At 73.2% G+C, this 26,202-nt stretch carries 23 protein-coding genes; 11 read left to right on the plus strand and 12 right to left on the minus strand.

Translation table 11 applies throughout. The annotated features are described in order from the left end of the window. Nucleotides 1-1,563, plus strand: a complete 1,563-nt coding sequence (locus OG580_RS01100) for a DUF4139 domain-containing protein (RefSeq protein WP_267041731.1) — start codon at nt 1-3, stop codon at nt 1,561-1,563. An 89-nt stretch (nt 1,564-1,652) separates the two neighbouring features. On the opposite strand, the gene OG580_RS01105 is transcribed toward OG580_RS01100, so the two are convergent. After that, complete coding sequence (locus tag OG580_RS01105) at nt 1,653-2,846, minus strand: MFS transporter (RefSeq protein WP_267041732.1); 1,194 nt, start codon at nt 2,844-2,846, stop codon at nt 1,653-1,655. 132 nt (nt 2,847-2,978) lie between these two features. Here OG580_RS01105 and mgt point away from each other — a divergent pair, with 132 nt between their 5' ends. Further along, nucleotides 2,979-4,190: a macrolide-inactivating glycosyltransferase gene (mgt, locus tag OG580_RS01110; protein WP_267041733.1), complete on the plus strand. Its 1,212-nt coding sequence runs from the start codon at nt 2,979-2,981 to the stop codon at nt 4,188-4,190. Between the two features lie 134 nt (nt 4,191-4,324). Here mgt and secD read toward each other — a convergent pair whose 3' ends face one another. Both secD and OG580_RS01120 read right to left on the minus strand, forming a co-directional pair. Next, entirely contained in the window at nt 4,325-6,640 is a 2,316-nt protein-coding gene (gene secD / locus OG580_RS01115) for a protein translocase subunit SecD (protein WP_267041734.1), read from the minus strand. Nucleotides 6,641-6,784: 144 nt separating this feature from the next. Continuing rightward, nucleotides 6,785-7,201, minus strand: coding sequence for a hypothetical protein (locus OG580_RS01120; RefSeq protein ID WP_267041735.1), 417 nt, complete (start codon nt 7,199-7,201; stop codon nt 6,785-6,787). A gap of 202 nt (nt 7,202-7,403) precedes the next feature. Here OG580_RS01120 and OG580_RS01125 point away from each other — a divergent pair, with 202 nt between their 5' ends. Next, entirely contained in the window at nt 7,404-8,126 is a 723-nt protein-coding gene (locus OG580_RS01125; RefSeq protein WP_267041736.1) for a 1-acyl-sn-glycerol-3-phosphate acyltransferase, read from the plus strand. A gap of 26 nt (nt 8,127-8,152) precedes the next feature. On the opposite strand, the gene OG580_RS01130 is transcribed toward OG580_RS01125, so the two are convergent. The 5 genes from OG580_RS01130 to OG580_RS01150 all read right to left on the minus strand — a co-directional run bounded on the left by OG580_RS01130 (nt 8,153) and on the right by OG580_RS01150 (nt 13,492). Further along, nucleotides 8,153-9,220 carry an enoyl-CoA hydratase/isomerase family protein gene (locus OG580_RS01130; RefSeq protein WP_267047849.1) on the minus strand — a complete coding sequence of 356 codons (1,068 nt, stop codon included), beginning with the start codon at nt 9,218-9,220 and terminating at the stop codon, nt 8,153-8,155. 381 nt (nt 9,221-9,601) lie between these two features. Beyond that, the gene (locus OG580_RS01135) at nt 9,602-10,285 is read right to left on the minus strand and encodes a GNAT family N-acetyltransferase (protein WP_267041737.1); all 684 of its coding nucleotides are present in this window, start codon (nt 10,283-10,285) and stop codon (nt 9,602-9,604) included. A gap of 285 nt (nt 10,286-10,570) precedes the next feature. After that, on the minus strand, nt 10,571-11,311 hold the full coding sequence (locus tag OG580_RS01140; protein ID WP_267041738.1) for a ribonuclease H: 741 nt from the start codon (nt 11,309-11,311) through the stop codon (nt 10,571-10,573). A 52-nt stretch (nt 11,312-11,363) separates the two neighbouring features. After that, a complete protein-coding gene (locus OG580_RS01145) occupies nt 11,364-12,281 on the minus strand; it encodes an AAA family ATPase (protein ID WP_267041739.1) in 918 nt (305 codons plus the stop codon). Between the two features lie 2 nt (nt 12,282-12,283). Then, nucleotides 12,284-13,492 (minus strand): RNA ligase, encoded by a 1,209-nt coding sequence (locus tag OG580_RS01150; RefSeq protein WP_267041740.1) that lies wholly within the window; start codon nt 13,490-13,492, stop codon nt 12,284-12,286. Between the two features lie 237 nt (nt 13,493-13,729). On the opposite strand from OG580_RS01150, the gene OG580_RS01155 reads away from it, so the two are divergent. After that, nucleotides 13,730-14,089, plus strand: a complete 360-nt coding sequence (locus OG580_RS01155; protein WP_267041741.1) for a hypothetical protein — start codon at nt 13,730-13,732, stop codon at nt 14,087-14,089. Between the two features lie 326 nt (nt 14,090-14,415). Here the strand turns inward: OG580_RS01155 and OG580_RS01160 are convergent, their stop codons facing one another. Then, nucleotides 14,416-14,985: a dihydrofolate reductase family protein gene (locus OG580_RS01160; protein WP_267041742.1), complete on the minus strand. Its 570-nt coding sequence runs from the start codon at nt 14,983-14,985 to the stop codon at nt 14,416-14,418. A gap of 156 nt (nt 14,986-15,141) precedes the next feature. Between OG580_RS01160 and OG580_RS01165 the strand changes: the two genes are divergently transcribed. From OG580_RS01165 to OG580_RS01175, 3 genes are all read left to right on the plus strand, one after another. Further along, nucleotides 15,142-15,723 (plus strand): dienelactone hydrolase family protein, encoded by a 582-nt coding sequence (locus tag OG580_RS01165; protein WP_267041743.1) that lies wholly within the window; start codon nt 15,142-15,144, stop codon nt 15,721-15,723. Between the two features lie 196 nt (nt 15,724-15,919). Beyond that, a complete protein-coding gene (locus tag OG580_RS01170; protein WP_267041744.1) occupies nt 15,920-17,095 on the plus strand; it encodes a YncE family protein in 1,176 nt (391 codons plus the stop codon). A 259-nt stretch (nt 17,096-17,354) separates the two neighbouring features. Next, nucleotides 17,355-18,731, plus strand: a complete 1,377-nt coding sequence (locus OG580_RS01175; RefSeq protein WP_267041745.1) for an NAD(P)/FAD-dependent oxidoreductase — start codon at nt 17,355-17,357, stop codon at nt 18,729-18,731. A gap of 52 nt (nt 18,732-18,783) precedes the next feature. On the opposite strand, the gene OG580_RS01180 is transcribed toward OG580_RS01175, so the two are convergent. Then, complete coding sequence (locus OG580_RS01180) at nt 18,784-19,542, minus strand: hypothetical protein (RefSeq protein ID WP_267041746.1); 759 nt, start codon at nt 19,540-19,542, stop codon at nt 18,784-18,786. A gap of 307 nt (nt 19,543-19,849) precedes the next feature. On the opposite strand from OG580_RS01180, the gene OG580_RS01185 reads away from it, so the two are divergent. Both OG580_RS01185 and OG580_RS01190 read left to right on the plus strand, forming a co-directional pair. Further along, nucleotides 19,850-20,929: a dihydrodipicolinate reductase gene (locus OG580_RS01185; RefSeq protein WP_267041747.1), complete on the plus strand. Its 1,080-nt coding sequence runs from the start codon at nt 19,850-19,852 to the stop codon at nt 20,927-20,929. Further along, nucleotides 20,926-21,414, plus strand: coding sequence for a carboxymuconolactone decarboxylase family protein (locus tag OG580_RS01190; RefSeq protein ID WP_267041748.1), 489 nt, complete (start codon nt 20,926-20,928; stop codon nt 21,412-21,414). The genes OG580_RS01185 and OG580_RS01190 overlap by 4 nt, the downstream gene beginning before the upstream one ends. Nucleotides 21,415-21,527: 113 nt before the next feature. Here the strand turns inward: OG580_RS01190 and OG580_RS01195 are convergent, their stop codons facing one another. Next, the gene (locus tag OG580_RS01195) at nt 21,528-23,171 is read right to left on the minus strand and encodes a GMC oxidoreductase (protein WP_267041749.1); all 1,644 of its coding nucleotides are present in this window, start codon (nt 23,169-23,171) and stop codon (nt 21,528-21,530) included. A gap of 423 nt (nt 23,172-23,594) precedes the next feature. Then, on the minus strand, nt 23,595-24,713 hold the full coding sequence (locus OG580_RS01200) for an asparaginase (protein ID WP_267041750.1): 1,119 nt from the start codon (nt 24,711-24,713) through the stop codon (nt 23,595-23,597). A 136-nt stretch (nt 24,714-24,849) separates the two neighbouring features. Between OG580_RS01200 and OG580_RS01205 the strand changes: the two genes are divergently transcribed. Continuing rightward, nucleotides 24,850-25,314: an Lrp/AsnC family transcriptional regulator gene (locus OG580_RS01205; RefSeq protein ID WP_267041751.1), complete on the plus strand. Its 465-nt coding sequence runs from the start codon at nt 24,850-24,852 to the stop codon at nt 25,312-25,314. A 94-nt stretch (nt 25,315-25,408) separates the two neighbouring features. Continuing rightward, nucleotides 25,409-26,197 (plus strand): alpha/beta fold hydrolase, encoded by a 789-nt coding sequence (locus OG580_RS01210; protein WP_267041752.1) that lies wholly within the window; start codon nt 25,409-25,411, stop codon nt 26,195-26,197. The last annotated feature ends 5 nt before the right edge of the window (nt 26,198-26,202 follow it).

A 26,202-nucleotide genomic window follows, 5' to 3' on the forward strand; every position in this document is an offset into this window, starting at 1 on the left:
ATGTCCACGCCCCCGAAGCCGATCGCCCTCCCCGTCACCGCCGTCACGTGCCTGGAGGATCGCGCCCACATCGAACGGACCGCCGTGCTGGACCTGGAAGCCGGGGTCCAGCGTCTGCGCCTCGGGCCGGTCAGCGCGCTGGCCGTCGACCGTACCCTCCACGCCGAACTGACCGCCGAGCACTCCGCGACCGTCCTCGACGTACGGATCGTCCGCGCCTGGACACCACGCGGGCCGCTGCCGTCGGCCGACGACGACTCCCCCCTGCGTCTGCGCGCGCAGGCCCTCGAAGAGGAGCGGGCGGCCCTGGGCCGCCGATGCGATCGGTTGCGGGCCCGCCTCGACCTGCTCGGGCGGCTCGCCGCCGACCTGTTGCGGGAGATCGGTGAGGGCGTCGGCTACGGAGAGCCCGAACGCCCTCGCTGGTCCCAGGAGTTGGACCGGGTGGACGCGGAGCGCGACACGCACGGCGAGGAACTCCGCGCCGTGGAGGCGCGCCTGGTCGTCGTCGAAGCCGAACTCGGTGGCACCAAGCGGGCCATGAGCCTCGCCGAGGAGGAGCCTGCCGAGCTGGTCGGACATGTCGAGCTGACCGTGGAGACCGCGGCCGCCGGGCCGGTGGCGCTGCGGCTGAGCCATCTCACCCCGTGCGCGCTGTGGCGTCCGGCCTACCGGGCCGTGCTCGACGGGGACTCGCTGACGCTGGAGACCGAGGCGATGGTCTGGCAGCGCACCGGCGAGGACTGGTCGGACGTATCACTCACCTTGTCGACGGCCCGTTCGGCGCTGGCCACCGATCCGCCGCGGCTGGACGAGGACCGGCTGGCGCTCCAGGAGCGCTCCGCGGCGGAGCGCCGTACCGTCGACGTCGAGCTGCGCGAGGAGGAGATCGGAACTCTCGGGCCGGTCCCCGTGCTCGGCCTGCCGGGGGTGGACGACGGTGGCGAGACCCGGGTGCTGCGGCCTCCGGCTCCGGTCTCGGTGCCCGGGGACGGCCGCGCCCACCGCGTGCCGCTCTCCGCGTTCACCACGGCGGCGCGGAGCGAGTACGCCTGCGCTCCGGAGCTGTCCCCCCTGGTCACCCAGGTGGTCCGGTGTGACAACGCGTCCGGTCACGTGCTGCTCGCCGGGCCGGTGGACCTGGTCCGCGACAGCGGGTTCAGCGGCCGCGGGACCCTGGAGTTCACCGCCGTCGGCGCCCCGGTCGAGCTGGCCTTCGGCAGCCGCGACGACTACGGAGTGGTCCGGGAGACCGAGGAGTCCCGCGACACCGCCGGCATCACGCAGCGGACCGTGGTCACCCGCACGGTCCGGCTGCACCTGTCACGGTTCTCCGCCCCCGGGGAGCGGGGCGACCGGCTGGTGGCGCTGCGGGAGCGGATCCCGGTCTCCGAGGTCTCGGCGGTGGAGGTGCGTCTGCACAAGGACGCGTGCTCCCCGCCGCCCGACGGGGTCGACGCGGAGGGCATCGCCCGCTGGGACGTCGCTCTCCCGCCGGGCGGGCGCCGGACGGTCACCCTGGTGTACGAGCTGACGGCGAGCTCCAAGGTCACCGGGCTCTGACCCGCCCGCCGGAACCGGCGGGCGGCCCCGGTCACGGGGCGCCTCGGTCCAGGGCGCCCGGTCACGCACCTCTCGATCATCGGCCTCGGTCACGGGTTCCTCACCGTCACCTGCCGCCGGATCAGGTACGCGGCGGCCGAGGCGACCAGGAGCAGCATGCAGGCGATGAACACCAGTCCCGCGCCTTCGAGTCCGAGCGGATCGGCCAGCAGCCCCACGCCGATCACGGGGATCGAGATTCCGGTGTACGCGACCACGAACAGGGTCGAGACCACCGCCGCGCGCTGCCCCGCCGGCGCCGCGGCCGCGACGGAGGAGAGCGCGGCGCGGAAGGCGAGGCCCTGTCCTGCTCCGCCGACCACGGCGGACAGGACGATGAGTACCAGCAGGTCCGTGTACAGCGCCGCCGCGAGGAGGACGAGGCCGGCGAAGAGGACGGCGCAGCCCAGGGTGAGGGAGCGCGCGACCCCGACCCGGCCGACGGCCAGTTGTCCGGCGGTGGAGGCGAAGAAGGCGAGGGCCACGACCAGGCCGCTGACCGCGTGGTTGTCCACGTGCAGGTAGCGGGCGAGGAACGCGGGACTGACCGAGGTGAACACGCCGAAGAGGGCGAAGCCGACGAAGGAGGCGATCGCCGCCGGCACGAAGGCCGCCCGCACCTGGGCCGGGAGGGCGGGCCGCCGCGGCCGTACGGCGGACAGCGGCTTCCGCTCGCGGACGGTCTCGGGGAGCCGTAGGAGGACGACGGCGCTGACGGCCACCAGGGCGAGGTGAACGGCGAACGGCAGCAGCAGGGGTTCGGGGGCGTACTCCGCGAGGACGCCGGCGAGCAGGGGGCCGCAGCCCAGACCGCCCATGTTGGCGGCGGTGGCGACGAGCGTCGCGCGGGACTCGCCGCCTCGGGGGGCCAGTTCCATGACGTACACGGTGGCGGCTCCGGTGAAGAGACCGGCCGAGAGTCCGGAGAGCAGCCGGCCCGCGTACAGCCAGCCCACGGTGTCGGCGCACAGGAAGCAGATGGCGCTCGCCGCCGAGAACCCCAGGCCCCAGAGCAGCGTCGGCCGTCTGCCGATGGTGTCGGAGGCGTTGCCCGCGAGGAGGAGTACGGCGATGACCCCGAAGGCGTACACCGCGTACACGACGGTCACGGTCAGCTCGGAGAACCCGAACTTCTCCTGGTAGAGGGGGTAGAGCGGCGTCGGGAGCGTGGTGCCGGCCATGCACACGACGAACACGGCCCCGCCGAGCAGACACGGGAGCCAGCCTTGGCGTTCACCTTGCATGCCGCCGACCGTATCCCCGCACCCGGGCGACCCTGCGGCACGAACTGCGGAAACCGCTCCGACGTCACCCGGCTCGTCCCGCCATACGCAAGCGAGTAGACGATACGTATCGTCTCGTCTACAGTGGTCGTCATGACCACCCCTTCCCCCGCACACATCGCCATGTTCTCCATCGCCGCCCACGGGCACGTGAACCCGAGCCTGGACGTCATCAGGGAACTCGTCGCGCGCGGGCATCGCGTCAGTTACGCCGTCCCCGCCTCCTTCGCCGAGAAGGTCGCGGAGACCGGGGCCACGCCCGTCGTCTACACCTCGACGCTGCCGACCGATGACGACCCGGACGCCTGGGGCACGGAGCTGATCGACAACATCGAGCCGTTCCTTGCCGACGCCGTGCAGGCGCTGCCCCAGCTCGCCGAGGCCTTCGACCAGGACCGGCCGGACCTCGTGCTCCACGACATCACCGCCTACCCGGCCCCCGTCCTCGCCCACACCTGGGGCGTGCCCGCGCTCTCCCTGTGGCCGAACCTCGTACCGTGGGAGGGGTACGAGGAGGAGGTCGCCGAGCCGATGTTCGCCGAGCTCAAGGCCTCGCCGCGCGGCAAGGCCTACTACGCGCGCTTCGAGGCGTGGCTCGCCGAGCACGGGGTCGACACCCACCCCGACCGGCTGATCGCGCGGCCGCGGCGCGCGGTCGTCCTCATCCCCCGGGCGCTCCAGCCGAACGCCGACCGGGTCGACGAGTCCGTCTACACCTTCGTCGGCGCCTGCCAGGGCTCGCGTGCCGACCAGGGAGAGTGGCACCGGCCGGCCGGTGCCGAGAAGGTGGTCCTGGTCTCGCTGGGCTCCTCCTTCACCAAGCAGCCGGACTTCTACCGGGCCTGCGTGGAGGCCTTCCGCGAGCTTCCGGAGTGGCACGTCGTCCTGCAGATCGGGAAGTTCGTCGACCCGGCCGAGCTCGGCGAACTGCCGGACAACGTCGAAGTGCACTCCTGGGTGCCCCAGTTGGCGATCCTGCGGCAGGCCGACGCGTTCGTCACCCACGCGGGTGCGGGCGGCAGCCAGGAAGGCCTGGCCACCGGCACCCCGATGGTCGCCGTCCCGCAGGCCGTCGACCAGTTCGGGAACGCCGACATGCTCCAGTCACTGGGGGTCGCGCGCCATCTGCCGATGGACGACGTCACCCCCGAGCGGCTGCGCGAGGCCGTGCTCGGTCTCGTCTCCGACCCCGAGGTGGCCCTCCGGGCCGCTCGGATCCAGAAGGAGATGGCCGAGGAGGGCGGTACGCCGCACGCCGCCGACCTCGTCGAGGCCGAACTCGGCCTCGGCGGCGACCGCCCCTGACACCCCCACCTCCCGTCTGCCCCCTACTGAAGGCGCCCGAGGGCGACCGGATACGGCGGGTGTCAGCCGTGCCCCGCGCGAGGCGGCCCTGCCGACGGGACCGGCCGCGCGCGCGGCCGGTCCCCCGGACAGGGTCAGACCACGGCGCCCGACCGTTCCCGTTCGACGCCGGCCCGCTGCCGGGGCGCGGCGGTTCCCCGGGGCGTGGGCGCCGGGTGGCGGGACTCCAGGGTCACGGCCAGCGGCATCGCGGTGAAGACGGTGGAGGCCATGCCGATCACCACGCCGGCCAGCAGGGCGACGGAGAAGTCCGTCAGCGAGTCGCCGCCCAGGACGGCCAGCGCCACGAGGACGAACAGCGCCCCCATGCCGGTGTTGACCGTCCGCGGGAGGGTCTGGGCGACGGCCCGGTCGGCGAGGTCCGCCAGCGGGACACCGCCGCCCCGGCGCCGCAGTTCCCGCAACCGGTCGAGGACGACCACGGAGTCGTTGACGGAGTAGCCCACGACGGTCAGGAGAGCCGCCAGGAACACGCTGTCCACGGGCTTCCCGAGCCAGGCGAACAGACCGACGACCAGCAGCACGTCCTGGGTCATCGCCGCCACCGCGGCCGTCGCGTACGTCCAGCGGAACCGTACGGTCAGGTACAGGAGTTGCGCCGCCACGGCCAGACCGAGCGCGATGAGAGCGTGTGTACGGAGTTCCCCGCCGAGGCTCGGGCCGATCAGGTCGTCGCGCTCCACCTCGACCGGGCCCGCGACCCGGGTGAGCGCCTCCCGGATCTCCCGCTGCTCGCCGTCCCCGGTCTCCCGGGTGCGTACCGAGACGTCCTGGTCGCCCGTCGTCTGGACGACGGCGTCGGCGAAGCCGGCGGCCACGACCGCGGCGCGGGCCGTGTCGGCGTCCACCGGGCGTTCGGCCGTGTACTGGACGACCCGGCCGCCGGTGAACTCGACGCCGAGCTCCACTCCCCGGACGCCGATCCCCGCCAGCGCCACCGTCAGGAGGACGACGCAGGTGGCCAGCCAGCGGCGTCGGCGGGCCATCAGCCGGGGCACGCGACGGTTCAGCCGCGTCCGCAGCCGGCCGAGGCCGGCCATGCCGGTCACCGCGGGCCGCCGCCGCGCCACGGGCAGCCTCAGCGCCCACTCGGCGAGGAGCCGGGTGATGACCATCGCGGTGAGCATCGAGGCGACGACGCCGATGGCGAGCGTCACCCCGAAGCCCTTGACGGGGCCCGAGGCGAAGACGAACAGCAGGCCGGCCGCCAGCAGGGTGGTCACGTTGGAGTCCGCGACCGCGCTCCACGCCTTGCCGAAGGCCGTCGCCACCGGTCGGCGTGGATCGCGCGCGACCGTCGTGCGGCCCAGCGCCGCGTACTCCTCCCTGGCCCGCTCGAAGACCAGGACGTTCGCGTCCACGGCGATGCCGACGGCCAGGACGAACCCCGCGAGTCCGGGCAGCGTGAGGGTGGCTCCGAGGGCGACCACGGCGGCGTACGAGATCAGCCCGTACAGGAGAAGGGAGACGGTGGCGAGGGCGCCGAGCAGGCGGTACACCACGATGACGAAGATTCCGGTGCAGGCCAGGCCGATGACGGCGGCGAGGGCGCTGGCCCGGATCGCGTCGGCGCCGAGCGTCGGGCCCACGGTGCTCTGCTCGACCGTCGTCACCGGGACGGGCAGCGCGCCGCCCTCGACGAGCGCCGCGAGGTCGCGCGCCTCCTGCGCCGAGAACCCTCCGGTGATCTGCGTCGCGCCGCCGCCGATGCCGGCCCCGCAGGGGACGCCCGTCTGCATGGCGGGAGCGGAGACGATCCGGTCGTCGAGCACGATCGCGACCCGGCGCGCGGGATCCCCGGGCGCCGCGCAGGCGGCCTGGCCGGTGAGCTGCGACCAGGTGTCCGCCGCTCCGTCGCGGAAGGCGAGATCGACGGTCCAGCCACGGGCGTTCACGGTGTCGAGCACGGCCTCGGCGTCCTCGACGCCGTCGCCGGTGAGCGCGGGTGCGGCGAGTGCGAGGAAGCGACCCGGGGCGTCCGGGTCGGCGAGGACCCGCGACCCGTCACGGGCCGGCGCTCCGGCCGGCCCTTCGGTGGCGCCGGTGACGGCGTGGAGGGTGAGCTGCGCCGTACGGCCGATGACCTCGGCCGCCTTGCGCGGGTCGCGCAGTCCGGGGAGTTCGACGACGATGCGCCGTTCGCCGGACCGGGCCAGCGAGGGCTCCGCGACGCCGAGGCCGTCGACGCGCTTGCGGAGCACCTCCAGGGCGCGGTCGGTGGCCGCCGCGTCGGCGCGTACGGAGGGCGAGTCCCGGGTCTCCAGGACGATACGGGTCCCACCGCGGAGGTCGAGTCCGAGGCGGGGCGGGGTGGTCAGGGTGATCCAGAGGGAGAGCGCGACGACGGCGAACGCGAGGAGCGCGCGCCAGAGGACGGCACGAGAGGACATGAGGGACTCCACGGACGGCGCACGGGCGGCGGGCGACCACTCGGGTCGAGCCCTGCCGTCCGTGCCGGACGAACGGTCGGATGCGCGCCGATGACGGACCGTCCGGGACATGCCGATGGCCCGGACGGCGGGCGCGGGAGAACGTCAGCTGTGCCGGGGAGAGGGAGGACCGCGGGGATCCCGCGGCTCGTGGCGGTCGCCGGGCGGCGCGCGCTCACGGCGGGCATCGCCCGCGAAGACGCCACGGGAGGGTACGGAGAGGTCGGCCACCGCGGCGGCCGGCGCCGCGGGAGGCATCGGGAACCGTACGGAGTGCTCGACGGCGACCGGGAGTTGCGCGACGGCGACGGGCGCGAGGTGCGGCTCCGGCGGCGCGACGACGCGCACGGGGGACGGGGTCTCCGCGACGGGCGCGGGGACCGGGGCCGTCGCGACGCGGCCGTGGCTCGCGGCGGGCGCCGCCTCGGCCGGGCCGCCCGGGGTCTGGAGCAGGAGGAGGGACCACAGCGCGACGAGGATCGCGGGCAGGAGGGCCGTGAGCTGCCGCGCGGTACGTGACACCGGTCCACCCCCTCCTCGCCGTACGGCCCGAACTTCCTTCGGCCACAGCCTAGACGGCACTGCTGACGCCCCGCCACCGCCTCCCTCCACGGGGGTCCGGCTACGCAGCTCGGATGAGTACGCGTGCTCATGCCGGTCCTGCGGGGCCCCGGGACGATGGTCGTGTCACCGCTTCGGATACTCGGATCCAGGGAGCCCGCCCGTGCTCAGCCGTATCGCAGCGCACCTCGTCCCGTTCTTCGGGCGCCTCACCGTCACCACCGACCCCGGGGCCCGTCTCGAACCCGGCAGCATCCTCGTCGTGAACCACACCTCGCTGGCGGACCCGGCGCTCGTCCTCGCCGCGCTCCGCGGGCGATTGGCCGTGGAGCCGGTCCTGCTGGCGGCCGCGGGGCTCTGGCGGGTGCCGGTCCTCGGCCGGGCGCTGGCCCGTGAGGGCCACGTGCCCGTGCACCGGAACTCGGCCCGGGCCGCCGCCGCCCTCGACCACGCCGCGGTCGCGCTCGCCTCGGGGCGGCACGTGATGCTGTACGCGGAGGGCCGCATCCCGCCCCGCCGCGACGCCGCGGAGAACCCGCCGGAGCTGTTCCGCACGGGGCTCGCGCGGCTGGCGCGGGCGACCGGCGCGCCCGTCGTCCCGATCGGGCAGGCCGGGGCGCGCCGGATCACCTCCGGAGGCCGGACGAAGCAGATCGCCGGGGTCCTGACGGCCCCCGTCCGCCGGCCCGGCCTGCACGTCCACATCGGTACGCCCATCCGGCTGCCCGCGGACGTGGCGGAGGCGACCGCCCTGGCCCACGGCGCGGTCACGGAGGCCTGGCGGACGGCGGCCGGCGCCCTCGGTGAGCCGGCGGCGATCGGCGGGACGGGTTCCGTCGCTCCGTCGCCCACCCGGCGGCGGTGGCCGGCGCGGCGCCGGGGCTGACGCCGGATCCGGCGTCAGGCGCTCCCCTACGCGGACGGGAGCGTCGCCGCCAGTCCGAGGTCGCCGCCGCGCGGGGGCGAGAAGTAGCGCGTGACGTCCGCGTCCGTGACCTCGGGGAGGGTCGGCGGGGTCCAGTGGGGGTCACGGTCCTTGTCGACGACCTGCGCGCGGATGCCCTCGACGAGGTCCGGGGTGGCCAGCGCCGCGCAGGAGACGCGGAACTCCAGGTCCAGGACCTCCTCCAGCGTGGCGAGCGCACGGGACCGGCGGAGAGTGGCCAGGGTCGCCTTGAGTGCGGTCGGGGACTTCGTCAGGAGGGTGGTGGCCGCTTCCTTGGCCGCCGGGACGCCCGTCCCGAAGAGGCTCTCGACGATCGCCTCGACCGTCTCGGCGCGGTAGCAGGCGTCGATCCACTCGCGCTGCTCGGCGAGGATGCCGGGCGGGGGCGTCACCGTGTGGCGGGCGACGGCCTCGTCGGCGGTCAGCCGGGTCAGGTCCCGGGCCAGGGCGGGCAGTTCGGCGGAGGGCACGACATGGTCGGCGAGGCCGGTGAGGAGGGCGTCGGCGGCGCCGACGTGGCCGCCGGTGAGGGCGAGGTGGGTGCCGAGTTCACCGGGAGCGCGGCCGAGGAGGTACGTACCGCCGATGTCCGGGACGAAGCCGATGCCGGTCTCCGGCATCGCCACCCGCGAGCGTTCGGTGACGACGCGGACGGAGCCGTGGGCGGAGACGCCGACGCCACCGCCCATGACGATGCCGTCCATGAAGGCGACGTACGGCTTCGGGTAGCGCGCGATCCGGGCGTTGAGCCGGTACTCGTCCCGCCAGAAGGCCTCGGACGCGGTGCCCCCGGCACGGGCGTCGTCGTGGATGGCGCGGATGTCGCCGCCGGCGCAGAGGCCCCGCTCCCCCGCACCCTCGATGACGACGGTGGTGACGTCCGGGTCGTGCTCCCAGGCGGTGAGGGCTTGGTCCACGGCGAGCACCATGGTGTGGGTGAGCGCGTTGATGGCACGGGGGCGGTTCAGGGTGATGAACCCGGCCTGGCCCTCCGTCCGGAGCAGTACGTCAGGCGTTCCGGTCGGCACGATCACTCGGTCCCTTCCCACGGCGGCTCGCTGTCCCGGTCACCGTACCGGGCCCGTGCGGGGTACGGATCGATCTGATCGAACAGTCTGTCGGGGCGGGCTGAGCGCCCGGGACGCCGGCCGGCTTCAGCCGCCGAAGAGCACCGAGTAGCCGGTGATGCCGGCGCAGCAGACGTTGATCATGCCGGTCACCGTAGGCGCGGGAGAGCGTGAGGGCGGGAAGGACTCATCCGCTTCTCGCGGATCCTGATTGCACGGTGCACGGCCAGTGATCGACCGCTACCCCGCGTCCTCGATTGCGAGTCCTTCCCGTCCCCTCCATGGAACCACCGCTCCGGCGGGGGCGCGAGCGCCCGTCGGAGCGGTGGTCCGGGTCTCCGGGGCGTGTCAGGCCGGGAGCAGGTCCTGCGGGACGCGCACCTGGCGGGGGGTCGCCAGGCGGAGCTCGAGGATGTCGCGGACCGTGGGCCACTCCTCGTCGAGGACGGAGTAGAAGGCCGTGTCGCGGACCGCGCCGTCGAGACCGCGGGAATGCGCGCGGCGGACACCTTCGCAGGTGACGCCGAGGCGTTCGATCGCGATCCGTGAGCGGGTGTTGCGGGCGTCGGCACGGAGGGTGATGCGGCGGACGCCCCAGGCTTCGAAGGCGTGCCGGAACATCAGGTACTTGGCCTCGGTGTTGATGCCGGTGCCCCGGGCGTCGCCGGCGATCCAGGTGTTCCCGATCTCGGCGGCGTCCGGCACGGCGGTCAGGGGATCACCGTGGGGCAGGCCGGGAACGGGGGGCCAGACCAGGGGGCCCCGCCAGTAGTCGAGTTCGAGGAATCGGGTCGATCCGATGACCCGTTCGTCGGCCGTACTGATCACTGCGAACGGCAGGCATCTGCCCGCCGCCTGATCTGCGAGTGCGCGGCCGATGTAGTCGAGGGCCGATTCCAGGCCGTCGGGTACGGGGGTGAAGGCGTAGGCCGCTCGGTCCGCCCCGCCGGCCCGGGCGAGGGCTTCGGCGTGCCGCATCGCCAGCGGCTCCAGGCGCACGGTGCGCCCGGTCAGGAGAACAGGTACTGGCACGGATCCTCGGGTCTTTCACGGGCAGGGGCAGCTCCCACCGCGGGGTGGCCGCGGCGGCAGCAGGAGGGAGGTTCTCGCCGGGTGCCGATCACGTCAAGAGCGACAAACAAGCAGGTAAAACGGTTCGTCACCGGTGCGAGGAGGAACAGTATGCAGCCACAACCGCTCGGAGAACAGAACCCGGAACGAACCCGGATACACGCGTGGGTGAAGCCTGTCGCGTACCCGGATTCGCCGGTCTCACGGGACGGACGGAGCCTCCCGCCAGTCGGACAGCCAGTCCGCTCAGACGCAGGTGGGATGGCCCCAGCCATCGGTGTTCTTCGCGATGGTCTCGCCCTTGTCGTACGCCTTGCCGCAGCGGCAGCGGCCCGAGAATCGGGCCTTGAGCGTGCCGCCGTTCGGGCGACTCCTGCGGGCGGAAGAGGCCTCGGAACGGGCCGAGGAGGACCCCGACGGCCCTGCCGACCCCACCGACCCGGCGGACGCCCTGGGCGCGAACGCGCGCGTACGGGGCGCGGAGGCGCGCGTCGAGGGTTCGGGCGGGGGCAGCGGGGCGCCCGTGGCGGAGCCGAGGGGCTCCTGCGTACGGGCACTGTGACTGGCCGCGCGGTCGGCGGCGTCGTTGAGGGGATCGCCGTCGACCTGGTGCGCCGGGACGTACACGAAGTCGACGTCCCGGCCCGTGAGCAGCGCGTCGATCCGGACGACGAGGTCCTTGTTGGCGACGGGGGTGCCGGCGGCCGTCTTCCAGCCCTTGCGCCGCCAGCCCGGGAGCCAGGTCGTGACGGCCTTCATGGCGTACTGCGAGTCCATGCGGACCTCGGCCGGCACGGCCGGGTCGAGGGTTTCGAGCAGCCGTTCCAGGGCCGTGAGTTCGGCGACGTTGTTCGTCGCCCTGCCGAGCGGGCCGGCCTCCCAGCGGTCGACTGATCCGTCGGCGCCGCCGATGACCCATGCCCAGGCCGCGGGGCCGGGGTTTCCCTTGGACGCGCCGTCGCACGCCGCGATGATCTTCTGAACCATCCCACGATCCTGACACGGCTGCGGGGGTGGGCGGCCCCACCCCCTCCGCCGGTCAGAAGTTGCCGTAGTTGACCTGCCAGGTGGGCAGGCCCATGCGGCGCCAGAGGGCGACGACGCGGTCGCGGTCGTCCAGGGAGACACGGACGGCGTAGCGGTGGCGGACGTGGGCGTCGAACAGCTCCGCCTTCACGATGTCGTCGCCACGGCCGTCGCCGGAGGCCCGCATCCACAGCTCGTCGTAGGGCACACCGTGGCGGGCGAGCCACTCCTCGGTCATCACCCGGGCGTCCTCGCTCCGCCCGGACAGCAGGACGATCCGGTCGCTCTCGGCCTGCCGGAAGGCGCGCAGCGCGTCGCGTACGGAGACGTTGAGCAGGTCGAGGTCGCAGCGCGTGAAATCGAAGGGACCGCGGTCGCCGCGCAGCGCGAGGGTGCCGTCGATGTCGCACATGACGGCCGACGGAAGGGCGGGGTCGGGGACGTACGGCGTGCCGGCCGACTCGCCGCCGAGCCACTCCGCCGTGAGGCGCCAGCCGCCGCGGGTGGCCTTGGCGTGCTTGTCGGCGAGGATCCGGATGATCTCCTCGCCGACGGGCCGCTCGCGGGCCGCGTCGCGGCGGACGCACTCGTCGACGGGGACGTCGGTGAAGTCGTGGACCACGAAGGTCACGGGCCGGCCGACGACGGCGGCCTTGAGCCGCTTGGGGATGTGCGGGGTCAGATGGGTGTTGTCGACGACGACGTCGAATCCGTCGTCGACGGCGGCCCGGACGGCCGCGTCCTGGATGTCGAGGACGGTCCGCTCGTGGGTGTGCGAACGGCCGCGCTCGGGGGCGGGCACGTCGAGCATGGTCCGGAGGTCGTCGAGGTTGACGCGGCGAACGCGCCCCTCGGCGGCTGCCTGCAGGGCGCGGGCGGCCGTCGTCTTCCCGGAGGCCGGGAGTCCGGTCATGACGTGGACGACAGGCACGGTCAGTTCTCCTCGTCGCGAGTGAAGGGGTCGGTGGCCTCGGGGCGCAGCTGGCGCCAGACGAGGAGGTCGGTGGGGCGGCCGTCGAGGCGCAGGAAGAGCAGGGCGCGCAGGGCCTTGTCGGGCACGCCCGCGGCGGCGCGGGCGAAGGCGGCGCGGTCGCCCGCGAGGTGGGCGAGCGGTCCGTACGCCTCGTCGAGGGCGCGCTCGCGGCGGGTGGCGGCCTCTTCGAGGCCGGTGATCACCTCGCGTACCCAGGCGTCGAACTCGTCGGGGACCTGGTCCAGGAGGGCGTCGAGCGGCTTGCCGCCGGCGGCCTCGACCTCGGCGACGGAGCAGCCGAGGCCCTTGGCCAGCTGTGCGGCGGGCACGGCGGCGAAGCGCTGGATGCCGTGGCCGCGCCAGATGTCCCGTTCGGTGACGCCGGTGAGCACCTTGTGGAGGCGGACGTACTCGGCGATCTTGGCCTTGGCGCGCACGCCGGAGGCGAAGCGGAGGACGAAGCCCTCGGCGTCGGTGCCGGTGGCGGGGGCACCGCCCGGGAGGGTGTTGGACTCGGTCAGGGCGACGAGCTCGGCGACGGTCATCGCGGGCCAGACGCGGACGACGGAGCCGACGGGCTCCCAGGCGCCCGCGGCCTCGGCGAGGGGCTTCTCGGTGCCGTCCGCGTCGAAGGCGGCGAGCAGGACGAGGTCGCGGCGGTCGCCGTAGTTCACGACGATCCGGTTCTGCGGGTAGAGGATCTCGGCGAGGTACGTCACACCGGGGGTCAGGCCCGTGGTGTCGGCGGCGTCCAGCCGGCGCTGGGCCCAGGTGGCCTGGGTGCTCGTGAAGGAGCCCTTGGAGGCGGCGCGCCAGCGGCCCTCGTAGTGGAAGACGACGGCGAGGCTGCCGTCGACCTTGTCGTACACCTCGAAGGGCTCTTCGGGCAGCGGCGGCGCGTAGGGACGGCCGGAGGTGTGCTCGGAGAGGTTGAAGAACTTGGGGAGGGGCAGCGCGACGATCCGCCCGCTGGTGTCGTCGGCGACGAGTCCACGGCAGCGGGTGGTGGCCCGGTTCCAGCGCTGTTCGTACTGGCACGCGCGCGTGTACGTGTAGATCGACAGCGGCAGCTCGGGGTGGCGCTTGCGGGTGATGTACCCGGCCGTGAGGGCTTCGTCGAGCTCCTCGGGCGCCATCAGGTCGTGCAGAGTCAGGGTCGCCTGGCTCATGGTGGTCCCTCCCATTGGTCCGGTGATCCATTCTCGGGGCGGGGTGACCGGAGGGACAGCGAATATTGCCCGTGGGAGGCGGGGTGGAGGCCCGTCGGGGGCGGCCGAGGACTCCGGCGGGGGCCGGGATCGGGCAGACCTCCGGGCTCCCCGATCCCGGGCGTGTCGGTGGTGCCCCGTAGACTCGCCGTCTCCCCGTCGGTGACGGAACCGGCGCAGTCGAAGGAAGCGAGCCCCATGAACCACGCGGACGGCACGGCACCGATCTACGCCGAGCTCATACGGGAGCGGGGGGATGTTCCGGGCGACGTCCGCCAGGTCGCGGAGGAGGTTCTGCGGGACCTGAGCCGGGTGATCCAGGTTCCGCCGCAGGGTGTCCCCGCACCGCAGGGCGGCGTCGTCCACGCCGGTGCCGGCGGCCCGATGGGCGTCGGCGGGCACCCGGGCGCGATGGGGCAGCCGATGGGGCAGGGCGGTCCGATGGGCCAAGGCGGTCCGATGGGCCAGGGCGGTCCGATGGGGCAGCCCGGCGCGATGGGGCAGGCCGGGGCGATGGTCCAGGCCGGCGCAATCGTGCCGCACCGGCCCATGCGCTAGAAGTGCGGTCCGTTTCTCGCCTCATGCCGTGATGATCCCGGTGTGGGGCGAGGGGATCCTTCGGACGACCGGTGGGCCGTGCCGGGGCCGTTTCCGCCGGTCGTGATGCTCGGCCGCTCCGTCCGCGAGTCTAGGGGGTGTCTTGTCGATCAGGCCGGATCAGGGAGCGGGGTCTGGTGCCGTGGATCGCAAGGCGGAGGAGGGAGTCGACACGGTGGGGGCACCTCCCGTGCCCGAAGGGCTACGGGGGACGTCGGCGAGTGACGACAACGCGGCGAGGCGCGGTGCCAGACCCCGCGAGCCCGGCCTGATCGACAAGACACCCCCTAGGCCTGGCGCGCCACGCGGTAGCGGAGGTAGACGAATCTGGAGCTGAAGGTGCGGGTCTCGACGAGTTCGAGATCCACCTGGCGCTCGTGTCGGGGAAAGAACGGGATGCCACCGCCGACCAGCACCGGATAGACCACGGCCCGGTACTCGTCGATCAGACCCGACGCGGCCACCTCGGCGGCGAGCGTCGCGCCGCCGATGGCGATGTCGCCCTCCCCCGGCTCGGCTCGCAACCGCTCGATCTCCTCCGCCGGGCTGCCGGAGGCCAGGCGGGCCTTGCCCTGCACCGCCGACAGCGTGGTGGAGAACACCACCTTGGGGAGCGGATTCCAGAGCGCGATCCACTCCCGCGTCGGGCCATCGAGCGAGGGATCCTGGTCGGCGGTCTCCCAGTACAGCATCGTCTCGTACAGCCGTCGTCCCAGCAGATGGACGCCGACCTCTCGGATCTCGTCGATCCAGAAGCGGAAGACCTCCTCGTCGGGCACCGACCAGTCGAAGCCGCCGTCCGGCCCGACGATGTAGCCGTCGAGTGAGACGTTCATCGAATAGGTCACGCTGCGCATCAGAAGTCCTCCTCGGGAACAGCTTCGAACGACAACCGCACGGCCAGGTCGCCCGCCCCCACGGTCCGGGCGTTGTCAGTGCCGTACGTCACGCTGTGTTCCGTAGGCCCGTGCCGCGAGAGCACGGGCTCCGTACGGTGATCAGGGGACGACGACATGGCCGAGGTTCTGCTCTTCCATCATGCTCTCGGACTGACGGAGGCGATCGGTGCCTTCGCCGACGGACTGCGACGGTCCGGGCACACGGTGCACGTGCCCGATCTGTACGAGGGTCGAACGTTCGCGAACCTGGAGGCGGGGGCCGCGTACGCGCAGGAGGTCGGGTTCGACGTCCTCACGGAGCGGGGCGAGAAGGCGGCCGAGGGGCTGCCCGAGAAGCTGGTGTACGCCGGGTTCTCGCTCGGCGTGCTGCCCGCGCAGAAGCTGGCGCAGACCCGGGCGGGCGCTCTCGGCGCCCTGCTGTTCAGTGCCTGTGTGCCGGTGAGCGCGTTCGGCGCGGCCTGGCCGGTGGGCGTCCCCGTGCAGGTGCACGCGATGGACGCGGACCCGTACTTCGTCGGCGACGGGGACCTGGACGCGGCGCGCGAGCTGGTCGCGGGCGCCGGGGATCGCGAGCTGTTCCTGTACCCGGGGAGCTCGCACCTCTTCGCCGAGCGCGGTACGGCGTCCTACGATGCGGCGGCGGCCGGACCCTGTGTCGAGCGGGTCCTCGGCTTCCTGGGAGGCCTCACGGTCTGAGGCGGCGGGCGTGGTGGGGCGGGCGTGGTGGGGCGGATCAGCCGATCGGTCGACCCCGGGGTCGACCGTCCGACCGCCGGGCGGGGGCCGGGCGGCGGACCGTGCGGGGCCGGGTGCGGGCGGAGGATCGGGGCAGGCGCGGAGACCGCCTGCCGGCGGTGCCGATCCGCGTGTGTCCCGTACCGAGGAGTCCGAGATGACGAAGTTCCGCCGCGCGTCCCGATCCGCCCGGGTCCTCGTGCCCGGAGCGGTGGCCGTCGCCCTGCTCGCGGGCTGCGCGCAGGGATCCGGCGGAGCCGCGACCTCCTCGCGGGAGGGCGCCTCGTCCACCGCCGGGTCCTCCGTCACCGTCACGCCGGTCCCGGACGGGTCCTCGCCCGACGCACCGGCCCGTCCGGCTGCTCCGGGCACGCTGCTCGTGACCGACTTCGGCTCCGACACGGTCACCTTCGTCGACCCCGGACGCGGGGCCACCGGCTCCGTGAAGGTCGGCACCGCTCCGTACGGTCTCGTCCTCGGCGCCGACGGGCGGGCCTGGGTCGCGACGGCCGAGGGCGTGGCGGTCGTGGACACGGCCCGCCGGGAGCGGCTGGCCCTCATCCCGTACCGGACGGGAACGGGTCCCGTGACCACCGGCGAGTACCGGGGCGGCGGCATGGGGATCGCGCTCTCGCCGGACGGGCGGCGGGTGTACGTCGGGGTCAACGTTCCCGGCGGGAACGGCACGCTGGAGGTCGTCGACACGGTGGCCCTGCGGGTGACGGACACGGTGCCGGTGGGCCGGCGCCCCTTCGACGTGGACGTGTCGCGGGACGGCTCGGAGGTGTACGTGACGAACCACGACTCCTTCGACGTCACCGTGGTCACGGCGGGTTCACTGGCCCCGCGGCGCGTGGAGGTCGCCCCGTACGGGACGGAAGGCGGGCTCGGTTCGTGGCTCAAGCCGCACTACGCGGCCGTACGGCCCTCCGACGGGAGTCTGCTGCTGCCCTTCGAGGGCGAGCGGCTCGTGGTCGTCGATCCCTGGACGGGCCGGACGACGATCGAGCCGATGACGGCGAACACGCACCAGCACGGTGCGGTGGCGACCGCCGACGGGACGCTCCTGACCGTGGGCACCGGACCGATCGACCCGGACGAGGACGAGGGGCCCTCGCTCACCGTGCGCACGCCCGACGGGGCCGAGCGGATCCACCCGCTGGAGGGGCCCCACGAGAATGTCGCCGTGTCCCGGGACGGGCGCACGGCCTATGTGACGGGTGGGTTCACCCGGGACGGGTACTGGGACGGGCTGACCGTCGTCGACCTCGACTCGGGCGACACCCGCCGGCTCCCGGCGGGCTCCCGGCCGCTGGGGATCGTGGTCCTCTGACGAACCGACCGCCCGACCGACCCGACCCGACCGACCGACCCGACCGCCCGACCGACCCGACCGACCGATCGACCCGGCCGGCCGATCGCGTATCCGGTGGCGGGTTCGGCCGGGCCCGGAGTGGACCATGCCGAAGAGCGATCCCGCCGCAATGACGATAAAAAGGATGAACCACGGATAGTCAGCGAAACATTGCGATATGGGCTTACTCAGTCGTGACTGAGGGCATTTTGCACGCTCATACGAAAGGGCGGACAGCGTGACTCGACCGAGGATTCTCGTGGTGGGCGCCGGATTCGCCGGAGTGGCCTGCGTGCGGCGGCTCGAACGGCGGCTGACGGACCGGGAGGCGCTGATCACGCTCCTGTCACCGTTCTCGTACCAGCTGTACCTGCCGCTGCTCCCCCAGGTCGCTTCGGGCGTGCTCACCCCCCAGTCGGTCGCGTTGTCCCTGCGGCGCAGCGAGCGGCACCGGACGCGGATCGTGCCGGGCGGGGCGGTCGGAGTGGACACGGCGGCGAAGGTCTGCGTGGTCCGGACGATCTCCGGCGAGTTCGTGACGGAGCCGTACGACCATCTCGTACTGGCGCCCGGCAGTGTGACCCGCAGCTTCGACATCCCCGGTCTCGCCGAGCACGCGCGGGGGATGAAGACGCTCGCGGAGGCCGTGTACATCCGGGACCATGTCATCGCCCAGCTGGACCTCGCGGACGCGAGCAACGACGAGGCGGAGCGGGCCGCGCGGCTGTGCTTCGTGGTGGTCGGCGGCGGTTACGCGGGCACGGAGACGGCCGCCTGCCTGCAGCTCCTCACGCACAACGCGGTGAAGCGGTACCCACGGATCGATCCCCGGCTCATCAAGTGGCATCTGGTGGACATCGCGCCGAAGCTCATGCCCGAGCTGGGCGACAAGCTCGGCACCGCGGCGATGGACATCCTGACCGGCCGGGGCATCGAGGTGTCGCTCGGTGTGTCGGTGGCCTCGGTCGACGACGACGCGGTGACCCTCACGGACGGGCGGGTGCTGCCGAGCCGGACGTTGATCTGGACGGCCGGGGTGGCGGCGAGCCCGCTGATCGCCACGCTCGGCGCGGAGACCGTCCGGGGCAGGCTCGCCGTCACCCCCGAGATGGGCGTACCCGGGCTCGACGGGGTGTGGGGCCTCGGCGACGCGGCGGCGGTGCCGGATGTCGCCAAGGGCGAGGAGGGGGCGATCTGCCCGCCGACCGCGCAGCACGCGATGCGGCAGGGCAAGGCGCTCGCCGACAACGTGGTGGCGACGCTGCGCGGCGAGCGCACCCAGCCGTACGTCCACAAGGACCTGGGGCTCGTGGTCGACCTCGGCGGGATGGACGGGGTGTCGAAGCCGCTCGGCGTGGAGCTGCACGGGATGCCGGCGCAGGCGGTGGCCCGCGCCTATCACTGGTCCGCGCTCCGGACGAACGTGGCGAAGACCCGGGTGATGACGAACTGGCTGCTCAACGCCGTCGCCGGGGACGACTTCGTGCGGACCGGGTTCCTGGCCTCGAAGTCGGGGACGCTGCGGGACTTCGAGTACACGGACGTGTATCTGACGCCGGAGCAGGTACGGCTCCACACCGCCTCGTTCCGCGGCGGGGCGGTCGGCGCCGGCTGAGGCCGCCCGCACGGGACGGCACCGGCCCCCGGGCTCGCGCGTGAGTTCGTCCTCAGCGCGCGAGTTCGGGGGCCGGTCCCATGACGACGACCGGTTCACGGGCCGGGTCGAGGGCGACGAGGAGCTCGCGCAGGATGTCGCGTTCCAGGGCCACGCAGGCCTGCGTGGGGCCGCCGTGGTCGACGTGGATCCAGACGCCGCCGCCCTTCTCGGCGCCGAGCGGCCGTTCCTTGTCGAGCGGGGTACGGCCGGGGACCCGGTTGTAGTCGATGGCGATGACGTGGTCGAAGGAGCCTTCGAGGGACTCCCCGGAGAAGCCGGTGCCGCTGATGGCGAACTCCTCGTCCTGGTCGTACGGGAGGCGGGCGCCCGGGTCGGGCAGCCGTCCGCCGGCGTCGCCGAGCCGGAAGACCCCGATCGGGGTGCGCAGGTCGCCCGCGTCGTGGTCGGCGGTCCAGCCCCGGAGGGCGTTGTGGGCGGGCCACGGCCCGGCGGCCACGGTCCACCGGCCCGCCGCGTCCCGTTCGTGGAGCACGGCCGTGGCGGTGTTGCTGTCCACCGTGGCCCCGGTGACGACGAAGGCCTGGGAGGTGCCGTCGGGGATGCGGGCGAGGGTGGCCGGGCCGATGCCGGGGATCCGTGGTGCGCGATCCGGGCGGGCGTCGCCGGCGGCGGGGGCGGCCGAGGGGGTCGGGGTGGCGGGAGCCGGGGCGGGTGTGGGCGGGGCGGTACGCGCGCAGCCGGTGAGCAGCAGGGCCGCGCACAGTGTGCCGGCGCTCAGCAGCGCGGGGGCGCCCTTGCGAACGGGCATGGGACGGCATCCTCCTGGCCGGGGGCAATGCAGCGATCCGTACCCGTTCGACGGTCGGCACTGCCGTCACATCCGTGCCCTCACCCGTACGGACCACTCCCCGGCCTCCGCGGTGCAACGGGAAACGGGGTGGCCGGCCGCACCGGGCGCGGTTCCCCGCCGGGATGAACGATCTTCGTATCGAGCGGGCCCGGAGCGAGGCGCCGTCGGATTCCGGGCCTGACCTCAGACATTCGGCCTGACGAATCGTCAGATCAGGTTCGTCACGGGTCTGGGAACCTTCGGGGCCCGGCGCTACCCTCCGCGCATGATTCGGACAGTGGTGTGGGGTACCGGAAATGTCGGGCGCGCGGCCATCCGTGCCGTGGACGCCCATCCAGGCCTCGAACTCGCGGCTGTGCTGGTGTCCGACCCGGCCAAGGTCGGCCGGGACGCGGGCCGGCTCGCCGGGCTCGGGTGCGACCTCGGGGTGGTGGCCGTCGACGACGTCGGCGCGGTGCTCGACGGGCGGCCGGGGGCGGTGGTGTACGCGGCCTCCGGCGACACCCGGCCCGACGGGGCGCTCGCCGACGTGGCCCGGGCGGTGGCGGCCGGCGCGGTGGTGGTCACCCCCGCGCTCTATCCGCTGTACGACCAGCGCAACGCGCCGCCCGAGTTCCGGGATCCCGTGCTCGCGGCGGTCGCCGAGGGAGGCGGCTCGCTCTTCGTGTCGGGTGTGGATCCCGGCTGGGGCAACGACGTGCTCCCGCTGCTCGTGAGCGGGCTCGCCGCCACGGTGGACGTGATCCGCTGTCAGGAGATCTTCGACTACTCGACGTACGAGCAGGAGGAGTCGGTCCGGGAGCTGGTGGGGATGGGCCGGCCGATGGAGTACGAACCGCCGATGCTGTGGCCCTCGGTCCCGACCATGATCTGGGGCGGGCAGGTGCGGTTGATGGCACGCGCCCTGGGGGCCGAGCTCGACGAGATCCGCGAGACGATGGAGCGCCGCCCGCTGGAGACCACCGTGAAGACGCGGACCATGGGCGTCTTCGAGGCGGGGACGCAGGGCGCGATCCGCTTCGAGGTGCAGGGGATCGTCGGCGGCGAGCCCCGGATCGTCATCGAGCACGTCACCCGCATCCACCCCTCGTGCGCGCCGGACTGGCCGGTGCCGCCGGACGGGGCGGGCGCGCACCGGGTGATCGTCGAGGGCAGTCCGCGGATCGAGGTGACGGTGGCGGCGACCGACGAGGGCGAGAACCGCTCGGCGGGCGGGAACGCCACGGCCGTGGGCCGGCTCGTCGGGGCGATCGACTGGCTGGTCGCGGCGGAGCCGGGACTGTACGACGCGTTGGACGTACCGCTGACGCCGGCGGTCGGGAAGCTCGGAAGGAGACCACGATGATCATCGACATCCCCGAGGGCCAGGAGCCGATCGGGTACGTGTGGGGCGACATGGTCCCGGAGATCGGGACGGCGGCGGCGGCCTTCTCGCTGTCCGTGTACGCCCATACGACCCTGGGGCTGCGCGAGTTCGAGGCGGCCCGGCTGCGGATCGCGCAGATCAACGGCTGCGGCTTCTGTCTGGACTGGCGCACCGAACGGGACGGCGTGAAGGTCGAGGACGGTTTCGACGAGGTCGTCGCCGCCTGGCGGAAGACGGAGGTGTCGGAGGCCTTCGACGAGCGGACCCGGCTCGCGGCCGAGTACGCGGAGCGGTACGCGCTGGACCACCACGGCCTGGACGAGGAGTTCTGGGCGCGGATGACGGCACGGTACAGCCAGGCGGAGATCGTGGAGCTCTCGATGAGCATCGGCTCGTGGCTGGCGTTCGGGCGGCTCAACCGGGTGCTCGGTCTCGACACGGTGTGCGTGCTGCCGACGCAGTAGGGGGTGTCGTGCCGATCAGGACGGCCTGATCGGCACGACACCCCGGCGGTGGTGCGAGGAAGGGGCCGACCGGTTCGCCGGTCGGCCCCTTCCTCGTCGGGCGTGCTTCCGGCTCAGAAGTCCTCGGTGACGATCCGCTCGATGTTCCGCTCGGCCAGTGCCGTGATGGTCACGAACGGGTTGACGCTGGCGTTGCCGGGGATCAGGGCGCCGTCGATGACGTACAGGCCCTGGTAGCCGTGGAGGCGGCCGTGGTTGTCGGTCGCCTTGCCCAGGACGGCGCCGCCGAGGGGGTGGTAGGTGAGGTGGTCGCCCCAGATCTTGTACGCGCCGAAGAGGTCGGTGCGGTAGATCGTGCCCTCCTTGGCGTTGATCTTGTCGAAGATCGTCTTCGCCGCGTCGATGGAGGTCTGCTTCCATGCCTGCTGCCAGGAGAGGTCGACCTTGCTCGTGGCCGGGTTCCAGGTGAACTCGGCCCGGTGGGGGGTCTTGGTGATGGAGAGGTAGAAGGAGGCGTACGTCTCGATGCCGGTCGGCAGCGGGGCGACCTCGGCGAAGGCGCCGCCCGCGTCCCAGTTGTCGATGCCTGCGGTGGGCATGGACGACTGGAGCTTGCCGGTCGGGTCCCACATGTGGTTGGCGCGGCCGCACATGACGTTGCCGTTGTCGCCCCAGCCCTTGCCGATCTGGTCGTTGAGGGCGGGCAGGGCGCCGGTGGCCTTGAGCCGGGTGAGCAGCTTGCTGGTGCCGACGCTTCCTGCGGCGAAGAAGACCTTGTCGGCGGTGACGGTCTTGCTCACGAGGGTGACGCCGGTGGTGTCGATCTGGTCGATGGTGACGGTGTAGCCGCCGCCGGGCGCCGGGGTCACCGACGTGACCTTGTGGAGGGCGGAGACGGTGACCCGGCCGGTGGCCGCCGCCTGGGCGAGATAGGTCTTCTGGAGGGTCTTCTTGCCGTGGTTGTTGCCGTAGATGACCTCGGCCTCGAGGGCGGACTTCGGTACGGCGCCTGCGGCCTCCTGCTTCATGTACTCCCAGTCGTACACGTTCGGTACGAAGACGAACGGGAAGCCGGAGCGCTGGGCGTGCTTACGGCCGACGCGGGCGTACTGGTAGCAGGCGGCGCTCTCCCACCAGGCCGGGTCGACGGCGGTGACGCCGAGCCCGGCGTTGGCGCGCGGGTAGTACGTCGCGTACATCTCCTGCGCGTCGACGGTCGGGAGGATGGCGGCGAAGTTCTCGCGACGCGGGGTCACGGCCATGCCGCCGTTGACGAGGGAGCCGCCGCCGACGCCCCGGCCCTGGTAGACGGTGATGCCGGCGAAGTCCTCGGCGTCGAGGATGCCGGTGTGACAGGGGACGTCCTTGTCGAGGGGGAAGCCGAGGAAGTTGCTCAGGGGCTGCTTGGTGCGGCTGCGCAGCCAGAAGGAGCGGTAGTCGGGTTTGGTGGTGTTGGCGAAGATCTTGCCGTCGGGTCCGGGGGTGTCCCAGGCCATGCCCATCTCGACCATGTGGACGTCGACGCCCGCGTTGGCGAGGCGGAGCGCGGCGACGGATCCGCCGTAGCCGGTGCCGACGACGAGGGCGCGGACGTGGGCACCGCTGGGGATGGGGGTGTTGGCGAGGCGGGTCTCGGCGTGGGCCGGGGCGGCGTGGCCGACGAGGGCCGCGGCGCCGAGAAGGGAACCTGTTCCCGCGAGGAACCGGCGACGACTGACGCCGCCAATTCCCTTGGCGGACGTGGGGTGTTCACTCATGTGAAGTTCCTCACTCGGGAGCGAATGGGAACATGTTCTACTGTCGACGATCCGGGAAGTCACGAGAAACCGACGGGTAACTTAAGTCCGTATCGTCCGGATCTTCCTCTCGAACGACCGGAAGCCGCGGCCGGGGCGGAGAGCGGCGGGGCCCCGAGGCGCCGGTCAGCCGCTCGGGGGGACCGGTTCGGCGAGCCGGCGCGCGGGCGGCGGAGCCTTCTCCAGGGCGGGTTCGGCCACGCCCGTGCCGGGACCGACCCGGAAGTTGATGCCGGCTCGCGGGCGGGGGGTGGGGAACACTCCGCCCGCGAGCCGGTGGTCTACGGGGCCCGGGTCAGGGGCCGGTGGCGCGGGGCGCCCTGGTGTGGGGCGCCCGGGTGCAGGTCGCCCGAGTGCGAGGCGCCCGGGTGCAGGTCGCCCGGGTCAGGAACGCGTGGCGACGGCCGAGGCCGAGCGGGAGCCGCCCGTGGCGAAGGCCGGTTCCGCGCGGACGGGGCCTTCGAGGAGCCGGCGCAGAAGGGCGGTGCGGCGCACGGGGTCCGTACCCGTGACGCCCTCCCCCTCGGCAAGGAGGGCGGCGAGGACGGCGATCCGCGCCTGGCCGGCCCGGAGCGTACCGGTGAGCAGCGCTCCGGCGGCGACGAGGTCGACCGCTCCGCCGCCGGTGTAGATCTCGGCGAGCGGTCCGGCGGGGACGCGGGTGGTCACGGCGACGAGGACGCCCCGGGCGACCGCGTCCGCGACGGCTGCGGCGATCTCGGGGGTGGCGTTGCCCGCGCCGGTCGCTTCGAGGACGACGCCCCGGGCGCCGGCGGCGATGGCCGCGTCGAGGAGGAACGAGTCGCCGTCGGAGTGGTGCGTGACGATGTCGACCCGGGGCAGCGGGGCCGCGCCGGTGGCGCCGGGGGTCGCGGTCAGGGCGGCGGCGGGGAGCGGCAGCGGCGCGGGGCGCTCGGGGAGCCGTTCGATGTCGACGCGGGAGAAGCCGACGCGGCCGAGACGCTCGGCGGAGGGGTCGGAGAAGGCGTCGGCGGCGAGGGTCTGGGTCTTGACGGTGCCGCGGGCCGCGTGGACGCGTCCGTCGAAGACGACGAGGACGCCGAGCTCACGGACGGAGGCGGCGACCTGGAGCGCGTCGTACAGGTTCCCGGGGCCGTCGCCGTCGCCCGTACCGAAGGGGCGCTGGGCGCCGGTGAGCACGACCGGGCGGGCGTCGGTGTGGTGGAGGTCCAGAAGGAAGGCGGTCTCCTCCAGGGTGTCGGTGCCGTGGGTGACCACGATGCCGTCGACGCCGGGGTCGGCGAACGTCTCCTGGACGGTGCGCAGCAGGGCGAGCTGGTGGGCCGAGGTCATGCGCGAGCTGTTCACGTTGAACAGGTCGACGACCTCGACGGTGACGCCTTCGGGGAGGGGTGCGGTGGCCAGGACGTCGCTGCCGGAGGCGTCCGCCGCGTAGCCCGTGCCCTGCCAGCGGCTGGCGATGGTCCCGCCGGTACTGATGACGACGATCCGGCGCGGTTCTCCGTCGTTCGTCCGCTTCATGGCTACCCGCCCTCACTCCGTACCGATGGGTGCAGTGCCCGCATGGACCCTACGATCGCAACGATAGGACAGGAGACGCGCAAGACGATTGCCAATTCAGCCCGGTCGGCGCTGATCCTTGGTGGATAATTGCGTCATGGACCGAATCGATCTCCATATCTTGCGCGAGCTCCAGAGCGACGGCCGGCTGAGCAACCAGGAGCTGGCCCAGCGGGTCGGGCTCAGCCCCTCCCCCTGTCTGCGCCGGGTGCGCCAGCTGGAGCAGGACGGGGTGATCCAGGGGTACCGGGCGATCATCGACCCGGAGGCGGTGGGGCGGGGCTTCGAGGTGCTCGTCTCGGTGGAGGTGCGGCGCGACCGGGAGACGGTGGAGGCCTTCGAGGAGGCGCTCCAGGACGTGCCGGACGTCATCGAGGCGTACCGGCTGTTCGGGAGCCCGGGCTGCCTGCTGCGGATCGCGGTGGCCGACCTCGCGGCGTACGAGCGGCTGTGGATCGAGCGGCTGACGACGCTGGCCGGGGTGACCGAGGTCAACTCCCAGATCATCATGAAACGGATCAAGGAGCCGAAGGGGATGCCGGTGGATGTCCGGGGCCTCTGACGGCCCAGGGAATCCCGGCGGGTGGACCGCTCCCCGGACGGCGTCGGGGCGGGGACGACGGGACGTCACGAGCGGGCGCGCGTAGCGTGGTGGCATGGCCACGGTGCAGGTGAGCGGAGTCGAGGTCGCCTACGAGCGCGTGGGCCACGGACCGCCCCTGGTGTTCGTGCACGGTGCGGGGGTCGACGGTCGCATGTGGCAGCCGCAGCTCGCGGCCTTGGCCGACGAGTTCACGGTCGTCGCCTGGGACGAACCCGGCGCGGGCCGCTCCTCGCGGGTGCCCTCCGATTTCGGCCTCGCGGACTACGCCGGGTGCCTTGCGGCGGTGATCGACGAGCTGCGGCTCGGCCCCGCCCACGTCGCAGGACTCTCCTGGGGCGGAACCGTCGTACTCGAGCTCTACCGCTGTCGTCCGGAGCTGGTCAGGACACTCGTCCTGGCGGACACGTACGCCGGATGGAAGGGCTCGCTGCCGCCGGAGGAGGTACGGGCCCGCGTCGACGGCGTGAGGAAGATGCTCGCGGCTCCGCCGGAGCGGTTCGACCCGACCCTGCCGGGGCTGTTCGCCGGTGACCCGCCCGCCGAGTTCGTCCCGCTGCTGGCCGCGATGGCGGACGACGTGCGTCCGGACAGCCTCGGGTTGCAGCTCACCGTCATGGCGGAGACCGACCAGCGCGACCTCCTGCCCGAGATCGCGGTTCCCACCCTGCTCGTCTGGGGCGAACTCGACGCGCGGTCACCCCTGGGTGTCGCCCACGCCTTCCAGGAGGCGATCCCGGACGCCGCGCTCGTCGTGCTCCCCGGCGTCGGCCATGTCGGCAACCTCGAGGACCCGGAGCGCTTCAACCGGGCTGTCCGGGGGTTCTGCCGTACGCATCCGTGATCCGG

It is taken from the genome of Streptomyces sp. NBC_00094 (genome assembly GCF_026343125.1).
Taxonomy (GTDB): domain Bacteria; phylum Actinomycetota; class Actinomycetes; order Streptomycetales; family Streptomycetaceae; genus Streptomyces.